This window comes from Methylomonas montana (assembly GCF_030490285.1).
Lineage (GTDB): Bacteria > Pseudomonadota > Gammaproteobacteria > Methylococcales > Methylomonadaceae > Methylomonas > Methylomonas montana.
The window spans coordinates 1,562,550-1,580,881 of record NZ_CP129884.1 but is presented as its reverse complement, the minus strand read 5'-3'; the positions used below and the strand labels follow the sequence as shown (position 1 = coordinate 1,580,881).

The window sequence follows — 18,332 nt, the reverse complement described above, 5'->3', positions numbered from 1 at the left end:
CATATGAATAGCATCCCTTCATCTACCTTTGCGTTACCGTCCACCGATAATCCGCACCGTACTCTGCTGGTAGCAAAGCGGCTCGGACTGGGATTATTGCTATTGTTACTGCTGGCCGGCGCGTGGCGCTTGGCGCAGAATCTGCAGCAAACGGAAACTTTGCAGACCCAGACTGCGGCCAGCTTGCAGCGCAGCGTGATTGCATCGCACTCCCGTCCAGGCGAATCGACGCGCAAACTGGTATTGCCTGCCAGTTTGCGCGGCAATACCGAAACTCAAATCTTTGCCCGCAGCAACGGCTATTTAAGCGCCTGGCACAAGACCATCGGCGATCAAGTCAAGAAAGGCGACCTGTTGGCGGTTATCGATGTGCCCGAATTGGAGCAGGAATTGGCGCAAGCGCGCGCTGCACTGGCGCAAGTGAAAGCCCGGCTGGAACTGAGCCGCACCACCCTGCAGCGTTGGACGCAGTTGAACGGTACCGACAGCGGTACTCAACAGGAATTCGACGAAAAAAGCAGCGCTTTCCTGCAAGCCGAAGCCGATTTCGCGGCCGCGCAAGCCAATGTCAAACGTCTGGAAAATATCGAAGGCTATCGGCGTATCGTCGCCCCGTTTTCCGGGGTGATTACTCGCCGGGCGGTCGATGTCGGCAACCTAATCGTCGCCGGCAGTCAGGAATTGTTTGCGTTGACCCAAACCGACCCATTGCGGTTGACGGTTTGGGTGCCGCAAGTCTACGCCGATGACATCAAGGCCGGCCAGGAGGTTTCGGTCCGGGTGCTGGACTCGCAAGCCAAGCCGGTTAACGCGCATATCGACCATGTCGCCGGTGCGCTGGACCCGGTCAACCGTTCCCGGCAGGTGGATATTACACTGCCGAATAAAGACGGCAAGTTACTGCCCGGTTCTTACGTGGAAATATCCATCAACGTCGCCGGTAAATCCAGCCCTTTGGTGGTGCCGGCTAACGTATTGGTGATCGACCAGGCCGGCCCACATGTCGTAGTCGTCGATGCGGAACATCGTGTGGCGTTTCGTCCGGTGAAATTGGGCCGCGATTTCGGCCGCGAACTGGAAATATTGGAAGGCATCGCAGCTAGCGATACCTTGGTCGCCAGCCCTTCCGATTTACTAGTGGAAGGCGAAACGGTGAGCGTGGTGGAAACCCCGCAAAAAACGGCGGAGAAAACCAAGGAAAAAATCGCGGCGAAATCGTGATACATTCCAAATTCACGCGGCCTATTGAGCCTGGGTCGTCGCGAATGCTTTATATCCCGAACTAAAAGGATGGCGAGCAAAACACTGGCTCTAAAACTAAGCCCTGCCGAGCCATAAAACCTCCGCTCAGTGGCTGCCAATTTTTAACCCATCACAAGGAATTTTCATGGAACGTCGCGACTTTATTCGATTGAGTGCCGCCGGTGCAGCGGTAAGCATCATTGCCCCAAGCTTGGCTCAGGCCGAAGCGGGCAAACAACCCACCCCGCCGGGAGATGTGTTTTATACCAAGGACGCGCAAGGCCGCTGGGCCGGCAAATCCGCGACGCATCTGCCGGTGATTGAAGTCGTAAAAGCCGACGGCAAAATAACGGTCAAAATCACTACGCCGCACGAAGTGAAAGGCTACGAACATTACATCGTCAAACATGTGCTGCTGGATAAAGACTACAAATTCCTGAACGAGCGCCTGTTCGACCCCAGCAAAGACCCTGTGGCCATTTCCGAATTCAGTCTGGCGGGATACAGCGGCACGGTTTACGCCTTGAGCCTGTGCAACAAGCACGATCTTTGGCTGAGCAGCGCCGAGATTTAAAACCATCAGATGGGCGATAACAAGGATGTTGTCGCCGTTTGATCACCTATTTGCCGTCAGTACTTACCGGACATCGGTATTCATCCGCCCGATAACGCCAAATCAGGCTTCAAAATTCAAAACTCCTGAAAATCACACTCACGATAGCGGGAGGGAAGCTCAAAAACCATGAAATAACTAAGTGCCTGGTTGACGGTGTTATTTCTGTTTTTGTCGCTATAACGACCCATATGCGTCATTCGCCCCCTTATCCCTTGAATGACCGCGTTACCTCTCATAGCTGCCAATTCGGCGAGCTTTGGAATAAGCTTCTATCCAGAAAACCGGGCTTTCTGTAGAAAAGCATCGCCATGATTCCTAAGTATGAATTATACTGCCTGTACGATAAGGTGCTTTGGCGCGGGTTCTATGCGCTGAAGTTAAACGGGAAGCCCGGTGCGATGGTTGATATCATCAATTCCGGCGCAGCCCCCGCTGCTGTAAGCCTGATGAATAGTCCTGATACCACTGCACTCTTCGTGTGGGAAGGTGGACGAATTCAGATGAAGGCAAGCCAGAAGACCGGCCTGATCGCATGTATGGTTGCCGACTCTCGGAGGGAGAGCGCAGGCCGGAGACCTTGTCCGACATTCGTCTCTGTACGCGTCATTTTCCTGTCCAGTCTGCTCCCGAAATCCGTTTTTACCCGAGAAGACTGTCATGTTTATTCAATCCACCCGTTCGACTTTGGCCGGAATGCTCGACACACATGTTATCGCCGCAGTGTCGATGATGATTTTGGGGGTTATTCTGGTGTTGACGATCGGTTTTGCACCTATCGCCGAAGTGCACAACGCTACCCATGACACCCGCCATTCTACCGGCTTTCCGTGCCATTGATGAGCATGCTTTCCCGCATGCTGATGTCCGCAGGACTTTCTGGAATAGTGGCGGCCCTTTTGCTATCGCTGGTGCAGTTCCAGTGGGTCACGCCATTGATACTCGCGGCCGAAACTTATGAAATCGCCGCAGAATCGACGGAACATGTTCATGCGGCTGAAACAGCTTTCGGGCATGAACACGCAGAAGATGCCTGGCAGCCGGAAGAAGGCTGGCAGCGAACACTGGCGACCATCAGCAGCAATATCTTGATGGCCATCGGTTTTGCATCGATGCTGGTCGGCGCGTATCAGTTGCGGCGACCCTCGCGCTGGACTAGCGGACTAAGCTGGGGCATTGCTGGATTTACGGTATTTTTCGTTATGCCCAGCCTTGGCCTGCCGCCTGAACTGCCTGGTACTGTGGCGGCAGATCTGTTGGCCAGGCAATATTGGTGGTTGGGGACAGTCTGCGCCACGTCGATTGGCCTGGGGTTGCTGTTTCTGCAAGGCCACAAGGTTTTGAAAATCGTGGGCGTCCTACTGTTACTGAGTCCTCACCTGATCGGCGCGCCGCAACCGGCCATGGCTGAAAGTCTGGCGCCGGAGGCATTGCAGGTTCGGTTCATCCAGGCCTCGGTGCTCAGCAATCTGCTGTTCTGGCTGGTATTGGGCGGCTTGTCGGCGGCTCTGGCTATTCGTTTCGACAGGACTGATCTGACACATACTCGTTCCTCGCCGGAGGATAGTCATGGCTAAAGTCTGGTTTGTCGGTGCCGGCCCCGGCGACCCCGAGCTGATTACCGTCAAGGGACAGCGCTTGCTGGCACGGGCCGGCGCGGTGTTGTATGCCGGCTCGCTGGTCAATCAGGCTGCCACCTTATACGCGCCGGCCGATTGCCTGGTCCGCGACTCCAAAGACATGACGCTGGACGAGATTACTGCTTGGCTGATCGACCAGGCCGGCCAACATGAAACCGTGGTGCGCCTGCAAACCGGCGATCCCGGCCTTTACGGCGCCTTGACCGAAATGGTGCGGCCGCTGGATCAGGCCGGCATAGATTGGGCCGTGGTGCCGGGCGTTTCTTCGGCATTCGCTTCCGCGGCGGCGGCTGGCGAAACGCTGACGCTGCCGGAAGTCACCCAAACCGTGATCCTGACCCGTGTCGCGGGCCGCACGCCAATGCCGACCGGGGAAGATCTGGAGGCTCTGGCCTCGCATCACGCCACTTTATGCATTTTCCTGTCGATAACCTTGCTGGGTGATGTGCAAAAAGCCCTGCTCGCTGCCGACTGGCCGGAACATGCGCCGATCCTGGTGGTGCAAAAAGCCAGCTGGTCCGGCGAGGAAAAAATCGTTCGCGGCACGCTGCAGGATATTCGAGAACGCTGCCGTGCCGAGAAAATCAACAGTCAGGCGATGATCATCGCCAGTCCGGCGCTAGGCAGCCGATATTGGCCCGAGATCCAGCATTCCAAACTCTACGATGCCGGGTTTTCGCATCGTTTTCGTAAAGCTACAAAAACATGAATTCAAACCTACAAGCACAAACCATCCTGCTGGTCGGCCACGGCTCGCGCGAGCCTTCCGGCAATCTGGAAATTCAGGCGTTTGCCGATCTGTGGCGCGGCCGCGAACCGCAGCGCCGCATCGAGGTCTGCTTCATCGAATTTGCCGACGTGTTGCTGGACGTGGGGCTGGACAACGCCGCCCAACATGGTGGGCAAGTGGTAGTGGTGCCGTTGATTCTCAACGCCGCCGGCCACGTCAAGATGGAAATCCCCGAGCACATCGAGCACGCGCGCTTGCGGCATCCGCAGATCGAGTTTGTCTATTGCCGTCATCTCGGCAGTTGCGAAGAAATCCTGGTCATATTGAAGCGCAACCTGCGTAAAGCACTGCATGAGCTGGACGTGCCCGACCCGCGCAATACCGGCGTCATCGTGCTGGGGCGAGGCTCTTCCGACCGCGTCGCCAACGGCGAATTGGCCAAAATGGCGCGCTGGCTGTATGAAGAAAGCGATCACGATCTGGTCGACATCGCCTTTACCGGCATTACCCACCCGCGCCTGGAATCGGTGGTGCAGCGCCAGATCAAGCAGGAGATGCGGCAAATCGTCGTGCTGCCGTTTTACCTGTTCACCGGCACCCTGATCGAACGCATCCGCCGCCAGATGTCGCGCCTGCAAAGCCAGTATCCGCAAGTACACTTCGCGCTCGGCAATTATCTGGGCTTCGAGGATGAAATTTATCGTTTGCTGCAGCAACGCATAGTGGAAGCCACCGCCGACCGCCAGCCGCAAATGATGGAATGCGACGGCTGCAAATACCGCGAATTCGCCGCCGACCATGGCCAGGGCCATCATCACCATCCCTAACCGCAACCCATGAACAATATCGTTACCGAACAGCTCACCGATGCCGGCCGCCGCATCGAACACGATTCCTTCGCCATCGTCGATGCCGAAGCCGGCCCGCATGCCTATCAGGCCGATGAATGGCAGGTGGTTCGGCGGATGATACACGCAACGGCGGATTTCGAATTCAACGGCCTGACCCGGTTCTCGCCCGATGCAGTTTCTGCCGGCGTGCAGGCCCTGCAGCGCGGTGCCGCTATCGTCGCCGACGTCGAAATGATCTGCGTCGGCCTGTCAAAACCAAGACTGGATCATTTTGGCGTTTCCACTCATCAATTCATCGCCGATGAAGACGTCATCGCCCAAGCCGAAGCCGAAAACAGCACCCGTGCGGTGCAGGCGATGCGCAAGGCCCAGCAATTGAATCTGCTCGACGGCGGCATCGTCGCCATCGGCAATGCGCCGACCGCGCTGCTGGAAGTGGTGCGCATGGTGCGCGAGGCGCATCTGAAGCCGGCTCTGGTGATCGGCATGCCGGTCGGTTTTGTTTCCGCCGCCGAATCCAAGGCGCTGCTCAGCGAAATGAATACCATCCCCTGGATCGTCATCGATGGCCGCAAGGGCGGTTCGACGCTGGTGGTGGCCGCCATCCATGCCTTGCTGGCCCTGGCCGAGGCTCAACAATCGGATAAGAACTGAGCCGCGGCGTGGAAAGAAAACCCAAAGGCACTCGCAAAGGCTATACCACCGGCGCCTGCTCGGCGGCGGCGGCGCGCGCGGCGGCATTGGGCTTGTTGACCGGCGCGGTGCCGGATGTGGTCGAATGCGAACTGCCGAACGGGCAACAGGTACGGTTCACGGTGACGGATGCGTATTGCGACAAGCTGTCGGCGCACGCGGTAGTGGTCAAGGACGCCGGCGACGACCCGGATGTCACAGACAAGGCGCCGTTGACCGCCGATGTGCGTCTGTTGCCGGATGCGCCCGGCTCGTTGATATTGAAGGGCGGCAATGGTGTCGGCACGGTCACCATGCCGGGCCTGGGATTGGAAGTCGGTGGGGCGGCGATCAATCCAGTGCCGCGCCGCAATATCGAAGCCAACGTTCGCGCCGCCGCCGAGCCGTTGCTGCAACAAAGCGGCCTGGAAGTGACGATTTCGGTGCCTGGCGGCGAAGACCTGGCAAAAAAAACCCTCAACTACCGGCTGGGCATCGTCGGCGGCATATCGATCCTGGGCACAACCGGCATCGTCCATCCTTATTCGACTGCGGCATTCCGTGCCAGCGTGATTCAGGGCATCGAAGTGGCCGCCAATCAGGGCCAGTCTGTCGTGGTGTTGACCACCGGCGGCCGCACCGAAAAATTTACCATGCGTGAATTGCCTGAACTGGCGCCGGCCTGCTTCGTGCAGATGGGCGATTTTCTGAAATATGCGCTGGACACCGTCGTCAAATGCGGCATCCGCCAGGTCGTGATTGGCGGCATGGTCGGCAAGCTGACCAAGATCGCCCAGGGCGAGACCATCACCCATGCCAACCGCAGCGCGGTCGATACCGATCTGCTGGCGGAAATTGCAGCCGAAATCGGCGCGCCGGACGAGGTTTGCAATGACATCCGCGCCTCGGAGATGGCGCGTTATGCCAGCGAACGCATGGAGGAACTGGGCCTGATCGACCCTTTTTATCGGGCCTTGGGCGAGCGCGTCATTCAGACGTTACGCGGCCGCTACGCCGGAAAATTTCATTTGACGGTACTCATGTGCGATTTCGATGGCAACAAGCTGGCCGAAGCGGCCGGAGAGGTATGAAGTGAAGGAACCCTGCCGGATCATCGGCGTACTGGATAGCGGCAGCGGCAGCCTGACGGCCGATGCCTTGGCGCATTTGAACGGCGCGGATGTCGTAATCGGCGGTTCGCGGCTATTGAGCCTGCTGGCCGATGCGATCAAGCCCGGCGCCGAATGTCACGATCTGACCGGCCAGTTGAGCCAGGTGCCAGAGTGGATTGGCGACGCGCAAAACGCCGGTAAAAAAGTCGTGGTGGTGGCGACGGGCGATCCGTTATGTCACGGCATCGGCGGTTTTCTGCTCGGCAAATTCGGTCGCGAACGTATCGAAATCATGCCCAACCTGTCGACGATGCAACTGGCTTGCTCCCGCTTGGGGCTGGTCTGGCAGGACGTGCGCATCGCTTCGGTGCATAGCCGCGATGCCGGCGAATGGACCTGCGGCGCCGATGCCCGGCATGGCTTGTATGCCTTGCTGCAATTGCTGCGGCAATCGCATTTGACGGCTGTATTGACCAGCCCGGACAACACGCCGGACCGCATCGCCCGCATGCTGCAACAGGAAGCGCTGGCCGACCGTTACGAGATCGCGGTGGCCGCCCGGTTGCAGCAAGCCGATGAACAAATCTCCGGCTGGCTGTCGGTCGATGAAGCCGCGGCCCGCCGCTTTGCCGACCCCAATATCGTCTTGATTCGGCAAAAGCCTGTCCTGCAGGAAGCTTTGTTTGGCCTGCCGGACGAGCGCTTTCAACAGCGTAAACCCGACAAAGGCCTGATCACCAAGCGCGAAGTGCGCGCCGTTTCGCTGGCACGCATGGCGCTAAAACCCGACAGCATCGTCTGGGACATCGGCGCCGGTTCCGGCTCGGTCGGCCTGGAAGCGGCGAGACTGTGTCCATTGGGCCACGTTTACGCCATCGAAAAAAATGCCGACGATGCGGCCATCGTGCTGGCAAACCGCGCGAGTTTGCATGTCAGCAATTACAGCCTGCGCCACGGCCGCGCGCCGGATGGCCTGGAAACCTGGGCCGACCCCGATGCGGTATTCATCGGCGGCTCCGGCGGCGAATTGCGAGAGCTGATCGCTCTGTGCCTGCAACGCTTGCGCGACGGCGGCCAGCTGGTCATGAATTTTGCAACCATCGAAAATCTCGCTACGGCGGTGGAGGCTTTAAAAGCGGCCGGCGCGGACTGGGATGTGCTGCAACTGCAAGCCGCGCGCAGCAAACCGATACTGGACATGCACCGAATGCAGGCTGAAAACTCGATCTGGATCGTTTGCGCGAAGCGCGGGGTTAATCAGGAAAATACCGATGAATGACATCAAAGCCGGCCGGCTGTTCGGCGTCTCGCTCGGCCCCGGCGATCCGGGCTTGATCACCCTCCGCGCCTGGGAGTTGCTGCAGCGTGGCAATTGCCACTGGACCTATCCGGTGCGGCGCAAGGACGCCGACAGCCATGCCTTGCAAATCGCCTTGCGCGGCGGTCTGCCGTTACCGGCAAAACACTCGGCGCTGATTTTTCCGATGACCCACGATGCCGAGATTCTGGCCGGCTACTGGCTGCGCGCGGCCGAAACCGTGCTGACGCAGCTGCGTAGCGGCCGGGATGTGCTGTTTCTGGTCGAAGGCGACGCGTCGACCTATTCAACCTTCGGCCATCTGGCGCGGACCGTGCAGGCCTTGGACGTCGGCATCGAAATCGAAACCGTCCCCGGCGTATCGTCGTTCAATGCCGCCGCCGCGCGGGTGGCGATGCCGCTGGCTGATACCGACGAGACTGTCGCGATCATTCCCGCGAGTTACGGCATCGGCATGATCGAGCGCCTGCTGGACGATTTTGACACCCTGGTGTTGCTGAAAGTCAAACCGCTGCTGGACGATATTATCGATCTGTTGCAGCGCCGCGACTTGTTGGAACAGGCCGCCTTTATCGAAAAGGCCGGCGCGCCGGAAGAACGGGTGGAACGCAATGTGGCGAGCTTGCGCGGCGAAAAGGTCAACTATCTTTCCTTGCTATTGATACGCAATCCGCACCGGCAACGCGGCGAAATCATTCGCGGCTGCCGCAAGAAAACCTCAAATCAAGAATAACCATGAATTCGATGCCTGAACCCCGTATCCTGCTGGTCGCGATCACCAAACATGGCCTGGCGCAGGCCTTGCAGTTGGCCGCTCAACTGCCCGATGCGCATCTGGCTGTTTCGGAGAAATTCGCCGCCGGTTTGCCGGCCATTCCCAATCCGGTCGAAGTATTGCCTGGCGCATTGAGCGCCAATATCGGCCGATTGTTCGAAAACTACGATCAGTTGGTAATGTTCATCTCGTTGGGTGCGGTGGTGCGGCTGATTGCGCCGCACCTCAAATCCAAGGACGAAGACCCCGGCGTGTTAGTCATCGACGATGCCGGGCGTTATGTGATTCCTGTGCTGTCCGGCCACGTCGGCGGCGCCAATGCCTTTGCCGAGCGTCTGGCGGCCTTGCTGGAGGCACAAGCGGTACTGACTACGGCATCCGATGTCGGCAAGACCATTCCGGTGGATATTCTGGGGCGGGAACTAGGCTGGCAGGTCGAGGCGCCGAAGATCAACATCACCCGCGTCTCGGCGCATGTGGTCAACGAAGAGCCGGTTGCCTTCGTACAGGAAGCCGGTGCCAAAAACTGGTGGACAAGGCCGACGCCGCTGCCGGCCAATATTCATCTGTACGAACGCTTCGAGGATGTCGATCTGGATCGCTATCGCGCCGTGTTATGGGTCACCCGCCGCGATATTGCTCAGGCCTGTTGGGACGATCTCGCCGAACGCTTGGTGGTATATCGCCCGCCGGCGGGGCAGGATTGATGGCGGTGATGCTGGGCGTGGGCTGCGATCGCGATACTTCGCTGGCCACATTGCAAACTGCAGTGGCGCAAGCTTTGGCGTTGGCCGGTCTTGACATCGCCAGCGTTGCAGGGATGGCGACCATCGACAAGAAAAACGACGAAGTCGCGATACTTCAGCTGGCGGAACGGCACGGCTGGCCCCTGCATTTTTATAGCGCCGCGCAACTCGCGCTAGTGTCAGTGCCGAATCCATCGGAAACGGTGCGCAAATACATGGGCACGCCGGCAGTCGCCGAGGCGGCCGCGCTATTGGCCGCCGATGCCACGATGCAGGCTTTGCTGCTGGAAAAACACAAATACCGTGGCGAGGACGGAAAAAACGCCACGGTTTCGATTGCAAGCATGAGAGACGAATGAAGAAAGGCAAAATTTTACTGGTGGGTTTCGGCCCCGGCGCGCCTGAGCATATGAGCCAGCGCGCCCGAGACGCCATCGCCGAGGCCGATGTGGTGATCGGCTACTCCACGTATATCAAACTGGTGCAGGACCTGCTGGATGGCAAGGAAGTGATCCGCAAGGGCATGACCGAAGAGCTGGATCGCAGCATCGAGGCCTACGAACAGGCGCGGCAAGGCAAAACCGTGGCGCTGGTGTCTTCGGGCGACATTGGCGTGTACGGCATGGCGGGGCCAACCTACGAAGTGCTGTTCCAGAGCGGTTGGACGAGGGACAGTGATATCACAGTCGAAGTGGTTCCCGGCGCCACGGCCTTGAACGCCTGCGCGGCACTGGTTGGCGCGCCGCTGACTCACGATTTTTGTTCGATTTCATTGTCGGACTTGCTGACACCTTGGCCAACCATCGCCCGCCGCTTGGAAGCGGCGGCGCGCGGCGATTTCGTCATTGCGTTATACAACCCCAAGAGCGGCCGCCGCACCGGGCAGATCGTCGAGGCGCAACGCATACTGTTACTGCATCGGAGGCCGGATACGCCGGTGGCGATCGTCAAATCCGGCTACCGCCGGCGCCAGGCCATTCAAATGACGACTCTGGCGCAAATGGCCGATTGCGAGATCGGCATGTTGTGTACGGTCTTGATAGGCAACAGCAGTACCTTCGTCCGCGAAGGCCTGATGGTCACGCCGCGGGGTTATGCCAATAAATACGATACGTTGACCGGCGAGGCCAAACATGGCGAGCAGGCCGGCCGGTCATTGACGATGGGCTTGACCGGCTGGCATGCCTGTGTGCGTCGCCATTTGCGGGAAACCCCCGAGGCCAATCTGCGCGACGCCGCGGCGCATTTCGACGCACCGCTCGGCGAAATACTGGCGGCCGTCGTCGAAGCCCAGCCCGGCGACGAAGCCGGGGCGATGCAGGCCCGGTTGGTAGCAACCGAGCATCTCGATACGCTATTCACGGCCGCCCAGAACTGGGGGCAAATCAGGGCGGTAGTTCGCAGCGAAGCGGCCATCGCCGAAATTCTGCTGCAAGCCAAAGACCTTACCCGCAAAGGCCAGTGGCTGAACCTGGTCAACGAGCATTGTCACCTGCATGTCGATACCGGCCGCATCGCCAGCGCCTGGTTTTTCAGCCATGACGGGCAGCAACACGGCGTGTACCTGATCGATGCAAACGGTGGCTTGATCGCTTCATTGCTGCTGGTCAAGGTGGGTGATCATTTCAATCAGCAAACGCTCGATAGTTTCCGCAAAGCCAGCGAGCAATTAGGCCAGCTGATCGACACTGGCGAAGACATTGAAGCAGAAGAGGAATGCAGTGATGAGTGACAGGCCCTTGCCAGCCAAACCCAAAATGGGCGATTACAAACACCATCTTTTGGTCTGTACCGGCCCGCGCTGCACGCAAAACGGCGAATCGCAAGCCCTGTTCGACAGCCTGGGGGCAAAATTCAAGGCCGCGGGATTGGATCAGGGTGCGTTGCGGGTCAAACGTACCCGCACCACCTGTTTCGCCACCTGCAAGGCAGGGCCCATCGTCTGCGTGCAACCGGACGGCGTCTGGTATTACAACGTGACCGCTGCCAATCTCGATCGGATCATAGAGCAGCATTTGCTTCGCGGCTCGCCGGTCGAGGACCTGATTTTCCATCAAGGCCCCGGTTGCGAACTTGGCTGAGGGCTGGCAAGGGAAGTACCCCGATAAGGACAAGAAATTGATTTTTCCATCAGTTAGTTTTGTAGTCGGTTTGAACTATCCATTGGCACAAGCATATGTTGTCGGTCAAATTAAAATCCGACGAACTTGAAACGGTAAATGTAGAGGCAGATGGATGCGGCAGAACTTGATCGATGTCGCCGAAACCGCGCTCGCAAAGTGTGGTTGACCAATAGCAATTGGTAAGCCCATTCTGACCGCCATTGTCCGGTTATTAACGTGAATCAGACTGTCGAAGCGTCGATTCTGCGGGTGGATGACTGTCTCAGAATGGCCGTTTTTGTCAGTACATATTTCACTAATTATGAGATTTTTATCGAAGCGGAAACACTCATAATCTTTGCAAGTGATTAAATTTTATGGACGCCAATTTTTCATTGATGTTGGGAATCGACATCGACCCTGCGTGCCGAAGCTTTTTGATCGGGGAGTCGCTATTTTTGCGAAAGCTTGTTTTGGGCATCCCAGCCCAATCAAGCGGCAAAAATTACGCGACCGCTTATGCCTCCGGCGGCCCCGATTCGTCCGCGTCACCTCGTTTCGACCCAACAAGGGGTCGAAACATTGGCTCTCGCATGACTTGACGCCGTTTCGCGATGCCTTGCAGGTTTTCTCCGCTTCACTACGAAAACCCGCCCGGCGCTACGGCTATCGCGGACTAAAAATCTTCACTTCGCTATCGCTCCGTTTCCAAGATTTTCAGCGTCGGAGTTGCCGAAAAGAGCTCCCTGCGGAGTATCTAACGGACTGCTCACTCGGTACATCCATGTACCTCGCCCTTCGGGTGCTACACATGCAAATCGGCTATCCTGCCGATTTGTCTGTTCAAAAGCTCCGGTGCGCGGCGGCATAAGGGGATAAAACCAATCCGGTCGGGCGGTCATCCAGAACAGCCGAGCTTTTTTCTCGGCCGTTCTCCAAAATAACTTGGGCATTGTCGATGCGAGCTCGAACGTTGGGGTAATTTTGTTAAATGGCTGAGCTCTGAACGAGAATGGCCGACAAATTTTGTAGAACGATGTGGTTCGCGGGTAAAACGGCTGAGCTTTTTTCTCGACCAGTCTCCAAAATAGCTCGGGCATTCTCACGGCGAGCTCGAGCATTGGCGTAATTTTGTTAAATGGTCGAGCTCCTAACGAGAACGGCCGACAAATTTTGTAGATCGATTTGGTTCGCGGATAAAACGGCCGAGCTTTTTTCTCGATCATTCTCCAAAATAGCTCGGGCATGTTTATGGCAGACTGTATTGTTGAAGTGATTTTGTGCGAATGTCGGTTTTTTATAAAAAATGACTGACAAATTGTGTAGCCCGCTTAGGGCTCAATAGCGTAATGCGTGGGTATTTTCGAACTGCTCACCCAGCTCCGGGCAATCGTCGCAGCCAATATCAATAGCACGACCGCTATGGTGTTCGCTGTAACCGGGCGGAGCCAGGACACGCAGAATCTCGTCGATAGCTTGCCCTTTCTCCAGCTTGCGCCGAATAATGTCGGCTTGATAATCCACGCTGCGCAAGGCTGAGACCATCAGCAACGAAACGTCCTCCACGGCGGCGGCCCGTTTCAATGCTTGCCAAGCGGCAGTTGCAGCCGCTGTGAAATAAAACTCTTTACCCTGCGGCGTGATTTCCGCGGCTACCAATTCGGTGGGCTCGCGGCATAACGCCAGGCTTCTGGTTGCCGGCAGGTCTTCCGGAATCCCCAACTCGAAAAATATCTCGCGAATCCTCGGCAAGTAATCGTCAAGTTGTTCCGCAATCATCGGCGGCATCAGATTTATGTGTATGCAAGCGCTGGTAATCGCCCTGCGTATCGATATCCAGTTCCGCTTCCGGTAACGGCACTTTTACCAGGGTTCCCTCGAATTGCATCAACAAGGGCTTGGCTCCGCGATCGCCAGTTAAACCGGCTAGCTGCGCAAAAAACGCGACCGGAAACACGGCCGGCACGCCGAACGACTCCGCGTACTGGCTCACCACAATGCGCTCCGGCGCCTGCTGCCAGGCCAACAGCAAGCTTTGCAGATGCGCGGCGTTAATCAGGGGTTGATCGCACAGCATCAATAACACCGCGCTGGCCGTTGCCGGCAAGGCCTGGATACCGACTTTAATCGAACCGGCCATGCCGTCCGCCCAGTCCGGATTCAGCGCCACGCTTACGCCGTTCAGATCGATAGCGGTATTTATTGCCTCGGCATTTGCGCCCAAAATCACCACGATCCGCTCCGCTAACACGGCCCGCGCACTGTCAATTGCATGCGTCAGTAATGGCCGGTCTTGCCAGACCAGCAATTGCTTGGGGCTGCCCATCCGGCTGGAGGCACCGGCCGCCAGGATGACGGCATGCACATTATCAATGGCTGCATTCATGCTTGATCGCAACTATTTCATTGCCTAGTTGCAGGCCGCTACGGCCGTTAAGCTGGGCATGAATGCCAGCCACGATAGACAATGCTATCTCTTCCGGGGTTTGCGCGCCAATGTCCAAGCCCACAGGGCCGAACACCCGCTCGTGGATTAGCGCGGCATCTTCGCCCAGGCTTTCCAGTAGCCGCTGCTTACGATGCGCCGGCCCCAGCAAACCGATAAACGGCACTCGGCAATGCACGATGGCTTGCAGGTAGCGTTGGTCGTATTCGACATTGTGGGTCATCAACATCAACGCGTTAAAGCGATTCAAATCCAGCTGCGTCGCTACCTGTTCCGGGATTAGATGCAATAACTGGTCGGCCTGCGGAAAGCGCTCGGGCTTGATGTGCGCGGGCCGGTGATCGACCAAACTCACACGCCAACCCAGGGACTTGGCGCAGTTCAGCAGCGGTACCGCGTCGGCACCGGCGCCGAATATCAGCAACTGCCAGGGCGGTTGCACCGGGTCGTAAAAGGCTTTGATTTCCTGGCGGTCAAGCAGATGGGTTTCGATGCGCGGTTTTTGTTGCAATGCCGTTTGCAGTGCCGCCGTGGCAAACGGAAATGGCGCGCTGGGCAATATCGGTTGCTCACCGACGATGGCTGCCGGCAAAAACTGACTGCGGCCGGTTGGAAAATCCGCGTGCACTGATTCGAACACCGTCACCAACACCCCGTGAGCCTGCGTTTCTGCGGCCCCGACCAACTGACTCAAAGGACTAAAATCCTGCTCGGCTGATAACAATTGCAGCAACACCCTAACCGCGCCGTTACAACCCAGCCCCAAACCCCAGATCGCATCTTCTCCGGAACGCATATCGTAAAACAGTGTTTTGGCATGGCCGGTTTCGAACACCGAACCGGCCTGCTCCAGCAAATCCCGTTCGAAGCAGCCGCCGCCCAGCAAACCGACCAACTCGCCGGTTTGAGTAATCAGCATCCGCGCGCCGGACTTTTGGTAAGTGGAGCCAAAGGTTTCGATAATAGTCGCCAGTACGCTATCCTGCCGGTCGCGTTGCAATTGCCGGTAGGCTTCGAGCAGATGATTGATGTTATTGGCCATGGTTTACTCGCTTGCGGGTATGCCGGCGATTGTACTAGCCATATCAACTCCAGCTCAAATCGGTGCGTAGCAATGGCAATTGCCGGACCCGCACGCCGGTAGCGGCGAATATTGCATTGCACACCGCCGGCGCCAACGGCGGCAGCGCCGGTTCGCCTAGGCCGGTGACCGGATAATCGGTTTTCAGAAAATGCACATCCACGCGGGTGGGCGCATCGGCGATACGGATCATCGGATAATCGCCAAAATTGCTCTGCACGATGCGGCCTTTTTCGATATTCAACTCCTGGAACATCAAGGCCCCCAGGCCATCGATCACCGAACCCTGCACCTGATTTTCCGCGCCGCTGAGATTGACGATTTGCGCGCCGATGTCGGTGGCGACGACGACTCTATCGACCTTGAGCTTGCCGTCCTTGGACACGGTGACTTCCGCCACCTGAGCGATGTATCCCAAATGACTGAAATGAAAGGCGATACCCTGCCCTTGGCCGCGTGGGAAAGTTTTTTTGCCCCATTCGGCTTTTTCCGCGACGTGTTGCAACACATGCTTCATCCGGTTGACGTCGTAGGGAATACCTTGCTGGCCGGTACCGGGAATAAAGCCCTTGTCGCCCAAGATTTCTAATCTAAACGCCAATGGATCGCGGCCGGCTGCATGCGCCAGTTCGTCGATGAAGCTATGAAACACCCACGCAAACACATTGCTGCGCGGCGCGCGCCAAGGCCCCATCGGAATATTGCACTCCAGCGGCGTTTGCTCCAACAGGCAGTTTTCCACCCAACGGCCGGGAAACTCGTCGCCGGACAAATTGGCGCCACTGCCGAGTTCCAGGATGTCCTTGCCATCTTTCACCACTTTATGCGCGAAGGTGACGAAATGGTTATGCCAAGCGATCAACTTACCTTTGTCGTCCAACCCACCTTTTAAGAAGTGAAAGCCGCCGGCGCGAAATTGATCGTGTTGCAAATCGTCTTCGCGGGTCCAGGTCAGTTTGACCGGTACGCCGATTTGCTTGGCAATTGCAGCCGATTCGATGATGTAATCCGGGATCAAGCGCCGGCCAAAGCCACCACCGCTGCGGGTGATATGCAGCGTGATTTTCTCTTTGGGAATACCCAACGTTTCCGTGACGATCTTCTGCCCGGCTTCCGGGTTTTGGGTCGGTGCCCAAATTTCGATGCCGCCGTCCTTGAACCAGGCCGTACAATTTTGCGGCTCGATGCTGGCGTGGGAGATAAACGGATAGCTATAAGCCGCCTTGACGATCTTATCCGCTTCTTCCAGGGCTTTTTTGGCATCGCCGTCGTTACGCAGCACTTCGCTGCCGGCCTGTTCGGATAATTCCTTGGCTTTGGCGCTAAAACCGGCCCAGCTTTGCGCGGCCGCAGGGCCTTCGTCCCAAACCACTTCCAGTTGCTTGCGGGCCGTGAACGCCGCCCAGGTGGAATCGGCGACTATCGCCACACCCGGCAACAAGCCCTTTAAGCTGCTTCCGCCCTCGACGATGAAGGCATGTTTTACACCGGGCAGCGCTTTGATTTTATCCAAATTGGCGCTGACCACTTTGCCGCCGAAAGCCGGACATTTTTGATAGGTCGCATACAACATACCCGGCAGTTGCACGTCGATGCCGAATAAAGGCTTGCCGGTGACGACGCCAGGGTTGTCGACGCCGCCGATCCGCGTACCCAACAACTTATAGTCTTTGGGGTCTTTCAGCTTCACCGATTCCGGTGCGGGCACCAGGATCGTCACCGCCTTTTCCACCAGCTGACCATAGCTCAGTTGTCTGCCGCTGGACAGGTGATGCACGGCGCTATCCTTGGCAACTAGTTCGGCGGCCGGGACTCGCAGGATTTCCGCGGCAGCCAGGATCAGCATGGTTCTGGCCGTCGCGCCGAGCTTATGAAATTCCTGATAATTGGTCGGCGTGGAGCGCGAACCGCCGGCGCTTTGGCTACCGTAAATCGGATCCAGATCGCCCTGCACGATTTGCACATCCAGCCAATTCACCTCCAGCTCCTCGGCGATCACCATCGGCAGCGAGGTCTTGATGCCCTGGCCTATCTCCGGCTGCTTGCTGATCAAGGTCACCTTGCCGGTCGGCGCAATGTGGATAAAGGCATTGGGTTTAAACGCGCTGCTTTCCGAAATAGCGGACGGCTTGGCAACCCGTTTTGCCGCGCTATCGGCCACACTCAGATAAAAACCCAGTACCAGCCCGCCGCCCGCCAGTGTGGACTTGCGCAAAAAATCGCGGCGGCTGGCATTTTCCAACGGATATTCGTTCATATCGACTCCTTGACAGCAAGTTCAGCAGCGCGGTGTATGCCCGCGCGTATCCTTAAATAAGTCCCACACCGGCAAAGATTGCCGGCTAGTTCGGCATCGATCTCGGCGTCTGTCGGGCGGGGATTTTTTTTTAACAGCGCCGCTGCGGTCATGATCTGCCCGGCCTGACAGTAACCGCATTGCGGCACATCCAGCTCCTGCCAGACTTTCTGCAAGGGGTGTTCGCCGCTGGGATGCAGGCCTTCTATCGTGGTGACCCGGCTTTGGCCGACTTTGACAATTGGCGTCAGACAGGACCGGGTAGGCTGACCATCAATATGCACGGTACAGGCGCCGCACTGGCCAATCCCGCAGCCAAATTTGGTGCCTACTAAATTGAAATGATCGCGCAGCACCCACAACAGGGGCGTGTCGGGATTAACATCCACGGTCTTCTGCACACCGTTGATGTTGACTGTGTATTGGCTCATAAGATTCGATTCATTAATGGTTTTGTTATGGGGAAGCCGTTGCTCGTTGCGGCTAGTCATGCGAAATTCGTACCGGGTATGGCTAGGGTTTAATTTATATTTTTATGCGTCGCAAGCAATTGAATATCAATCATTTTATCCGCGCCATAGCCAATCAGACAGAAACAGGTCTCTAAATAAAATTCTGTCTTGCTATCGCCAGTACTCAAGCTGCTGAAAAATCAGCAGCTCATCAGCAATAACTGGTGAAAAATCAACACCGAAATTACCGCTTAGT

19 protein-coding genes and 1 riboswitch are annotated in these 18,332 nt (G+C 57.4%); of the genes, 14 read left to right on the top strand and 5 right to left on the bottom strand.

Going from position 1 to position 18,332, the window contains the following annotated elements; all coding sequences use genetic code 11:
• Positions 1-3 precede the first annotated feature (3 nt).
• The 14 genes from QZJ86_RS07440 (at position 4) to QZJ86_RS07375 (ending at position 11,780) form a co-directional block, all read left to right on the top strand.
• Positions 4-1,221, top strand: a complete 1,218-nt coding sequence (locus tag QZJ86_RS07440; RefSeq protein WP_301937766.1) for an efflux RND transporter periplasmic adaptor subunit — start codon at positions 4-6, stop codon at positions 1,219-1,221.
• A 166-nt stretch (positions 1,222-1,387) separates the two neighbouring features.
• On the top strand, positions 1,388-1,816 hold the full coding sequence (locus QZJ86_RS07435) for a desulfoferrodoxin family protein (RefSeq protein ID WP_301937764.1): 429 nt from the start codon (positions 1,388-1,390) through the stop codon (positions 1,814-1,816).
• Between the two features lie 370 nt (positions 1,817-2,186).
• Positions 2,187-2,400: riboswitch (cobalamin riboswitch) on the top strand.
• Between the two features lie 115 nt (positions 2,401-2,515).
• Positions 2,516-2,695 (top strand): CbtB domain-containing protein, encoded by a 180-nt coding sequence (locus QZJ86_RS07430; protein WP_301937762.1) that lies wholly within the window; start codon positions 2,516-2,518, stop codon positions 2,693-2,695.
• The gene (locus tag QZJ86_RS07425) at positions 2,695-3,432 is read left to right on the top strand and encodes a CbtA family protein (RefSeq protein ID WP_301937760.1); all 738 of its coding nucleotides are present in this window, start codon (positions 2,695-2,697) and stop codon (positions 3,430-3,432) included. The genes QZJ86_RS07430 and QZJ86_RS07425 overlap by 1 nt, the downstream gene beginning before the upstream one ends.
• Entirely contained in the window at positions 3,425-4,204 is a 780-nt protein-coding gene (gene cobM / locus QZJ86_RS07420) for a precorrin-4 C(11)-methyltransferase (RefSeq protein ID WP_301937758.1), read from the top strand. The genes QZJ86_RS07425 and cobM overlap by 8 nt, the downstream gene beginning before the upstream one ends.
• Positions 4,201-5,052 carry a sirohydrochlorin chelatase gene (locus QZJ86_RS07415; protein WP_301937756.1) on the top strand — a complete coding sequence of 284 codons (852 nt, stop codon included), beginning with the start codon at positions 4,201-4,203 and terminating at the stop codon, positions 5,050-5,052. Before cobM ends, QZJ86_RS07415 begins: the two co-directional genes overlap by 4 nt.
• Positions 5,053-5,061: 9 nt before the next feature.
• Positions 5,062-5,730: a precorrin-8X methylmutase gene (locus tag QZJ86_RS07410; protein WP_301937755.1), complete on the top strand. Its 669-nt coding sequence runs from the start codon at positions 5,062-5,064 to the stop codon at positions 5,728-5,730.
• An 8-nt stretch (positions 5,731-5,738) separates the two neighbouring features.
• Positions 5,739-6,839 (top strand): cobalt-precorrin-5B (C(1))-methyltransferase, encoded by a 1,101-nt coding sequence (locus tag QZJ86_RS07405; RefSeq protein ID WP_301937753.1) that lies wholly within the window; start codon positions 5,739-5,741, stop codon positions 6,837-6,839.
• 1 nt (position 6,840) lies between these two features.
• Positions 6,841-8,139 carry a precorrin-6y C5,15-methyltransferase (decarboxylating) subunit CbiE gene (cbiE, locus tag QZJ86_RS07400; protein WP_301937751.1) on the top strand — a complete coding sequence of 433 codons (1,299 nt, stop codon included), beginning with the start codon at positions 6,841-6,843 and terminating at the stop codon, positions 8,137-8,139.
• Complete coding sequence (gene cobI / locus QZJ86_RS07395) at positions 8,132-8,911, top strand: precorrin-2 C(20)-methyltransferase (protein ID WP_301937750.1); 780 nt, start codon at positions 8,132-8,134, stop codon at positions 8,909-8,911. Before cbiE ends, cobI begins: the two co-directional genes overlap by 8 nt.
• Before the next feature lie 2 nt (positions 8,912-8,913).
• The gene (locus tag QZJ86_RS07390) at positions 8,914-9,660 is read left to right on the top strand and encodes a cobalamin biosynthesis central domain-containing protein (protein WP_301937748.1); all 747 of its coding nucleotides are present in this window, start codon (positions 8,914-8,916) and stop codon (positions 9,658-9,660) included.
• On the top strand, positions 9,660-10,058 hold the full coding sequence (locus tag QZJ86_RS07385; RefSeq protein WP_301937746.1) for a cobalamin biosynthesis protein: 399 nt from the start codon (positions 9,660-9,662) through the stop codon (positions 10,056-10,058). The genes QZJ86_RS07390 and QZJ86_RS07385 overlap by 1 nt, the downstream gene beginning before the upstream one ends.
• Positions 10,055-11,431: a precorrin-3B C(17)-methyltransferase gene (cobJ, locus tag QZJ86_RS07380; protein ID WP_301937745.1), complete on the top strand. Its 1,377-nt coding sequence runs from the start codon at positions 10,055-10,057 to the stop codon at positions 11,429-11,431. The genes QZJ86_RS07385 and cobJ overlap by 4 nt, the downstream gene beginning before the upstream one ends.
• Positions 11,424-11,780 (top strand): (2Fe-2S) ferredoxin domain-containing protein, encoded by a 357-nt coding sequence (locus QZJ86_RS07375; RefSeq protein WP_301937743.1) that lies wholly within the window; start codon positions 11,424-11,426, stop codon positions 11,778-11,780. Before cobJ ends, QZJ86_RS07375 begins: the two co-directional genes overlap by 8 nt.
• 1,359 nt (positions 11,781-13,139) lie before the next feature.
• Here the strand turns inward: QZJ86_RS07375 and QZJ86_RS07370 are convergent.
• The 5 genes from QZJ86_RS07370 to QZJ86_RS07350 are packed head-to-tail and all read right to left on the bottom strand — an operon-like array spanning position 13,140 to position 18,055.
• The gene (locus tag QZJ86_RS07370) at positions 13,140-13,580 is read right to left on the bottom strand and encodes a D-alanyl-D-alanine carboxypeptidase family protein (protein ID WP_301937740.1); all 441 of its coding nucleotides are present in this window, start codon (positions 13,578-13,580) and stop codon (positions 13,140-13,142) included.
• On the bottom strand, positions 13,561-14,187 hold the full coding sequence (locus QZJ86_RS07365; RefSeq protein WP_301937739.1) for a nucleotidyltransferase family protein: 627 nt from the start codon (positions 14,185-14,187) through the stop codon (positions 13,561-13,563). The genes QZJ86_RS07370 and QZJ86_RS07365 overlap by 20 nt, the downstream gene beginning before the upstream one ends.
• Positions 14,171-15,289, bottom strand: a complete 1,119-nt coding sequence (locus tag QZJ86_RS07360; protein WP_301937737.1) for an XdhC family protein — start codon at positions 15,287-15,289, stop codon at positions 14,171-14,173. The genes QZJ86_RS07365 and QZJ86_RS07360 overlap by 17 nt, the downstream gene beginning before the upstream one ends.
• A gap of 43 nt (positions 15,290-15,332) precedes the next feature.
• Positions 15,333-17,585, bottom strand: coding sequence for a xanthine dehydrogenase family protein molybdopterin-binding subunit (locus QZJ86_RS07355; protein ID WP_301937735.1), 2,253 nt, complete (start codon positions 17,583-17,585; stop codon positions 15,333-15,335).
• Entirely contained in the window at positions 17,582-18,055 is a 474-nt protein-coding gene (locus tag QZJ86_RS07350) for a (2Fe-2S)-binding protein (protein WP_301937733.1), read from the bottom strand. Before QZJ86_RS07350 ends, QZJ86_RS07355 begins: the two co-directional genes overlap by 4 nt.
• Positions 18,056-18,332 lie beyond the last annotated feature (277 nt).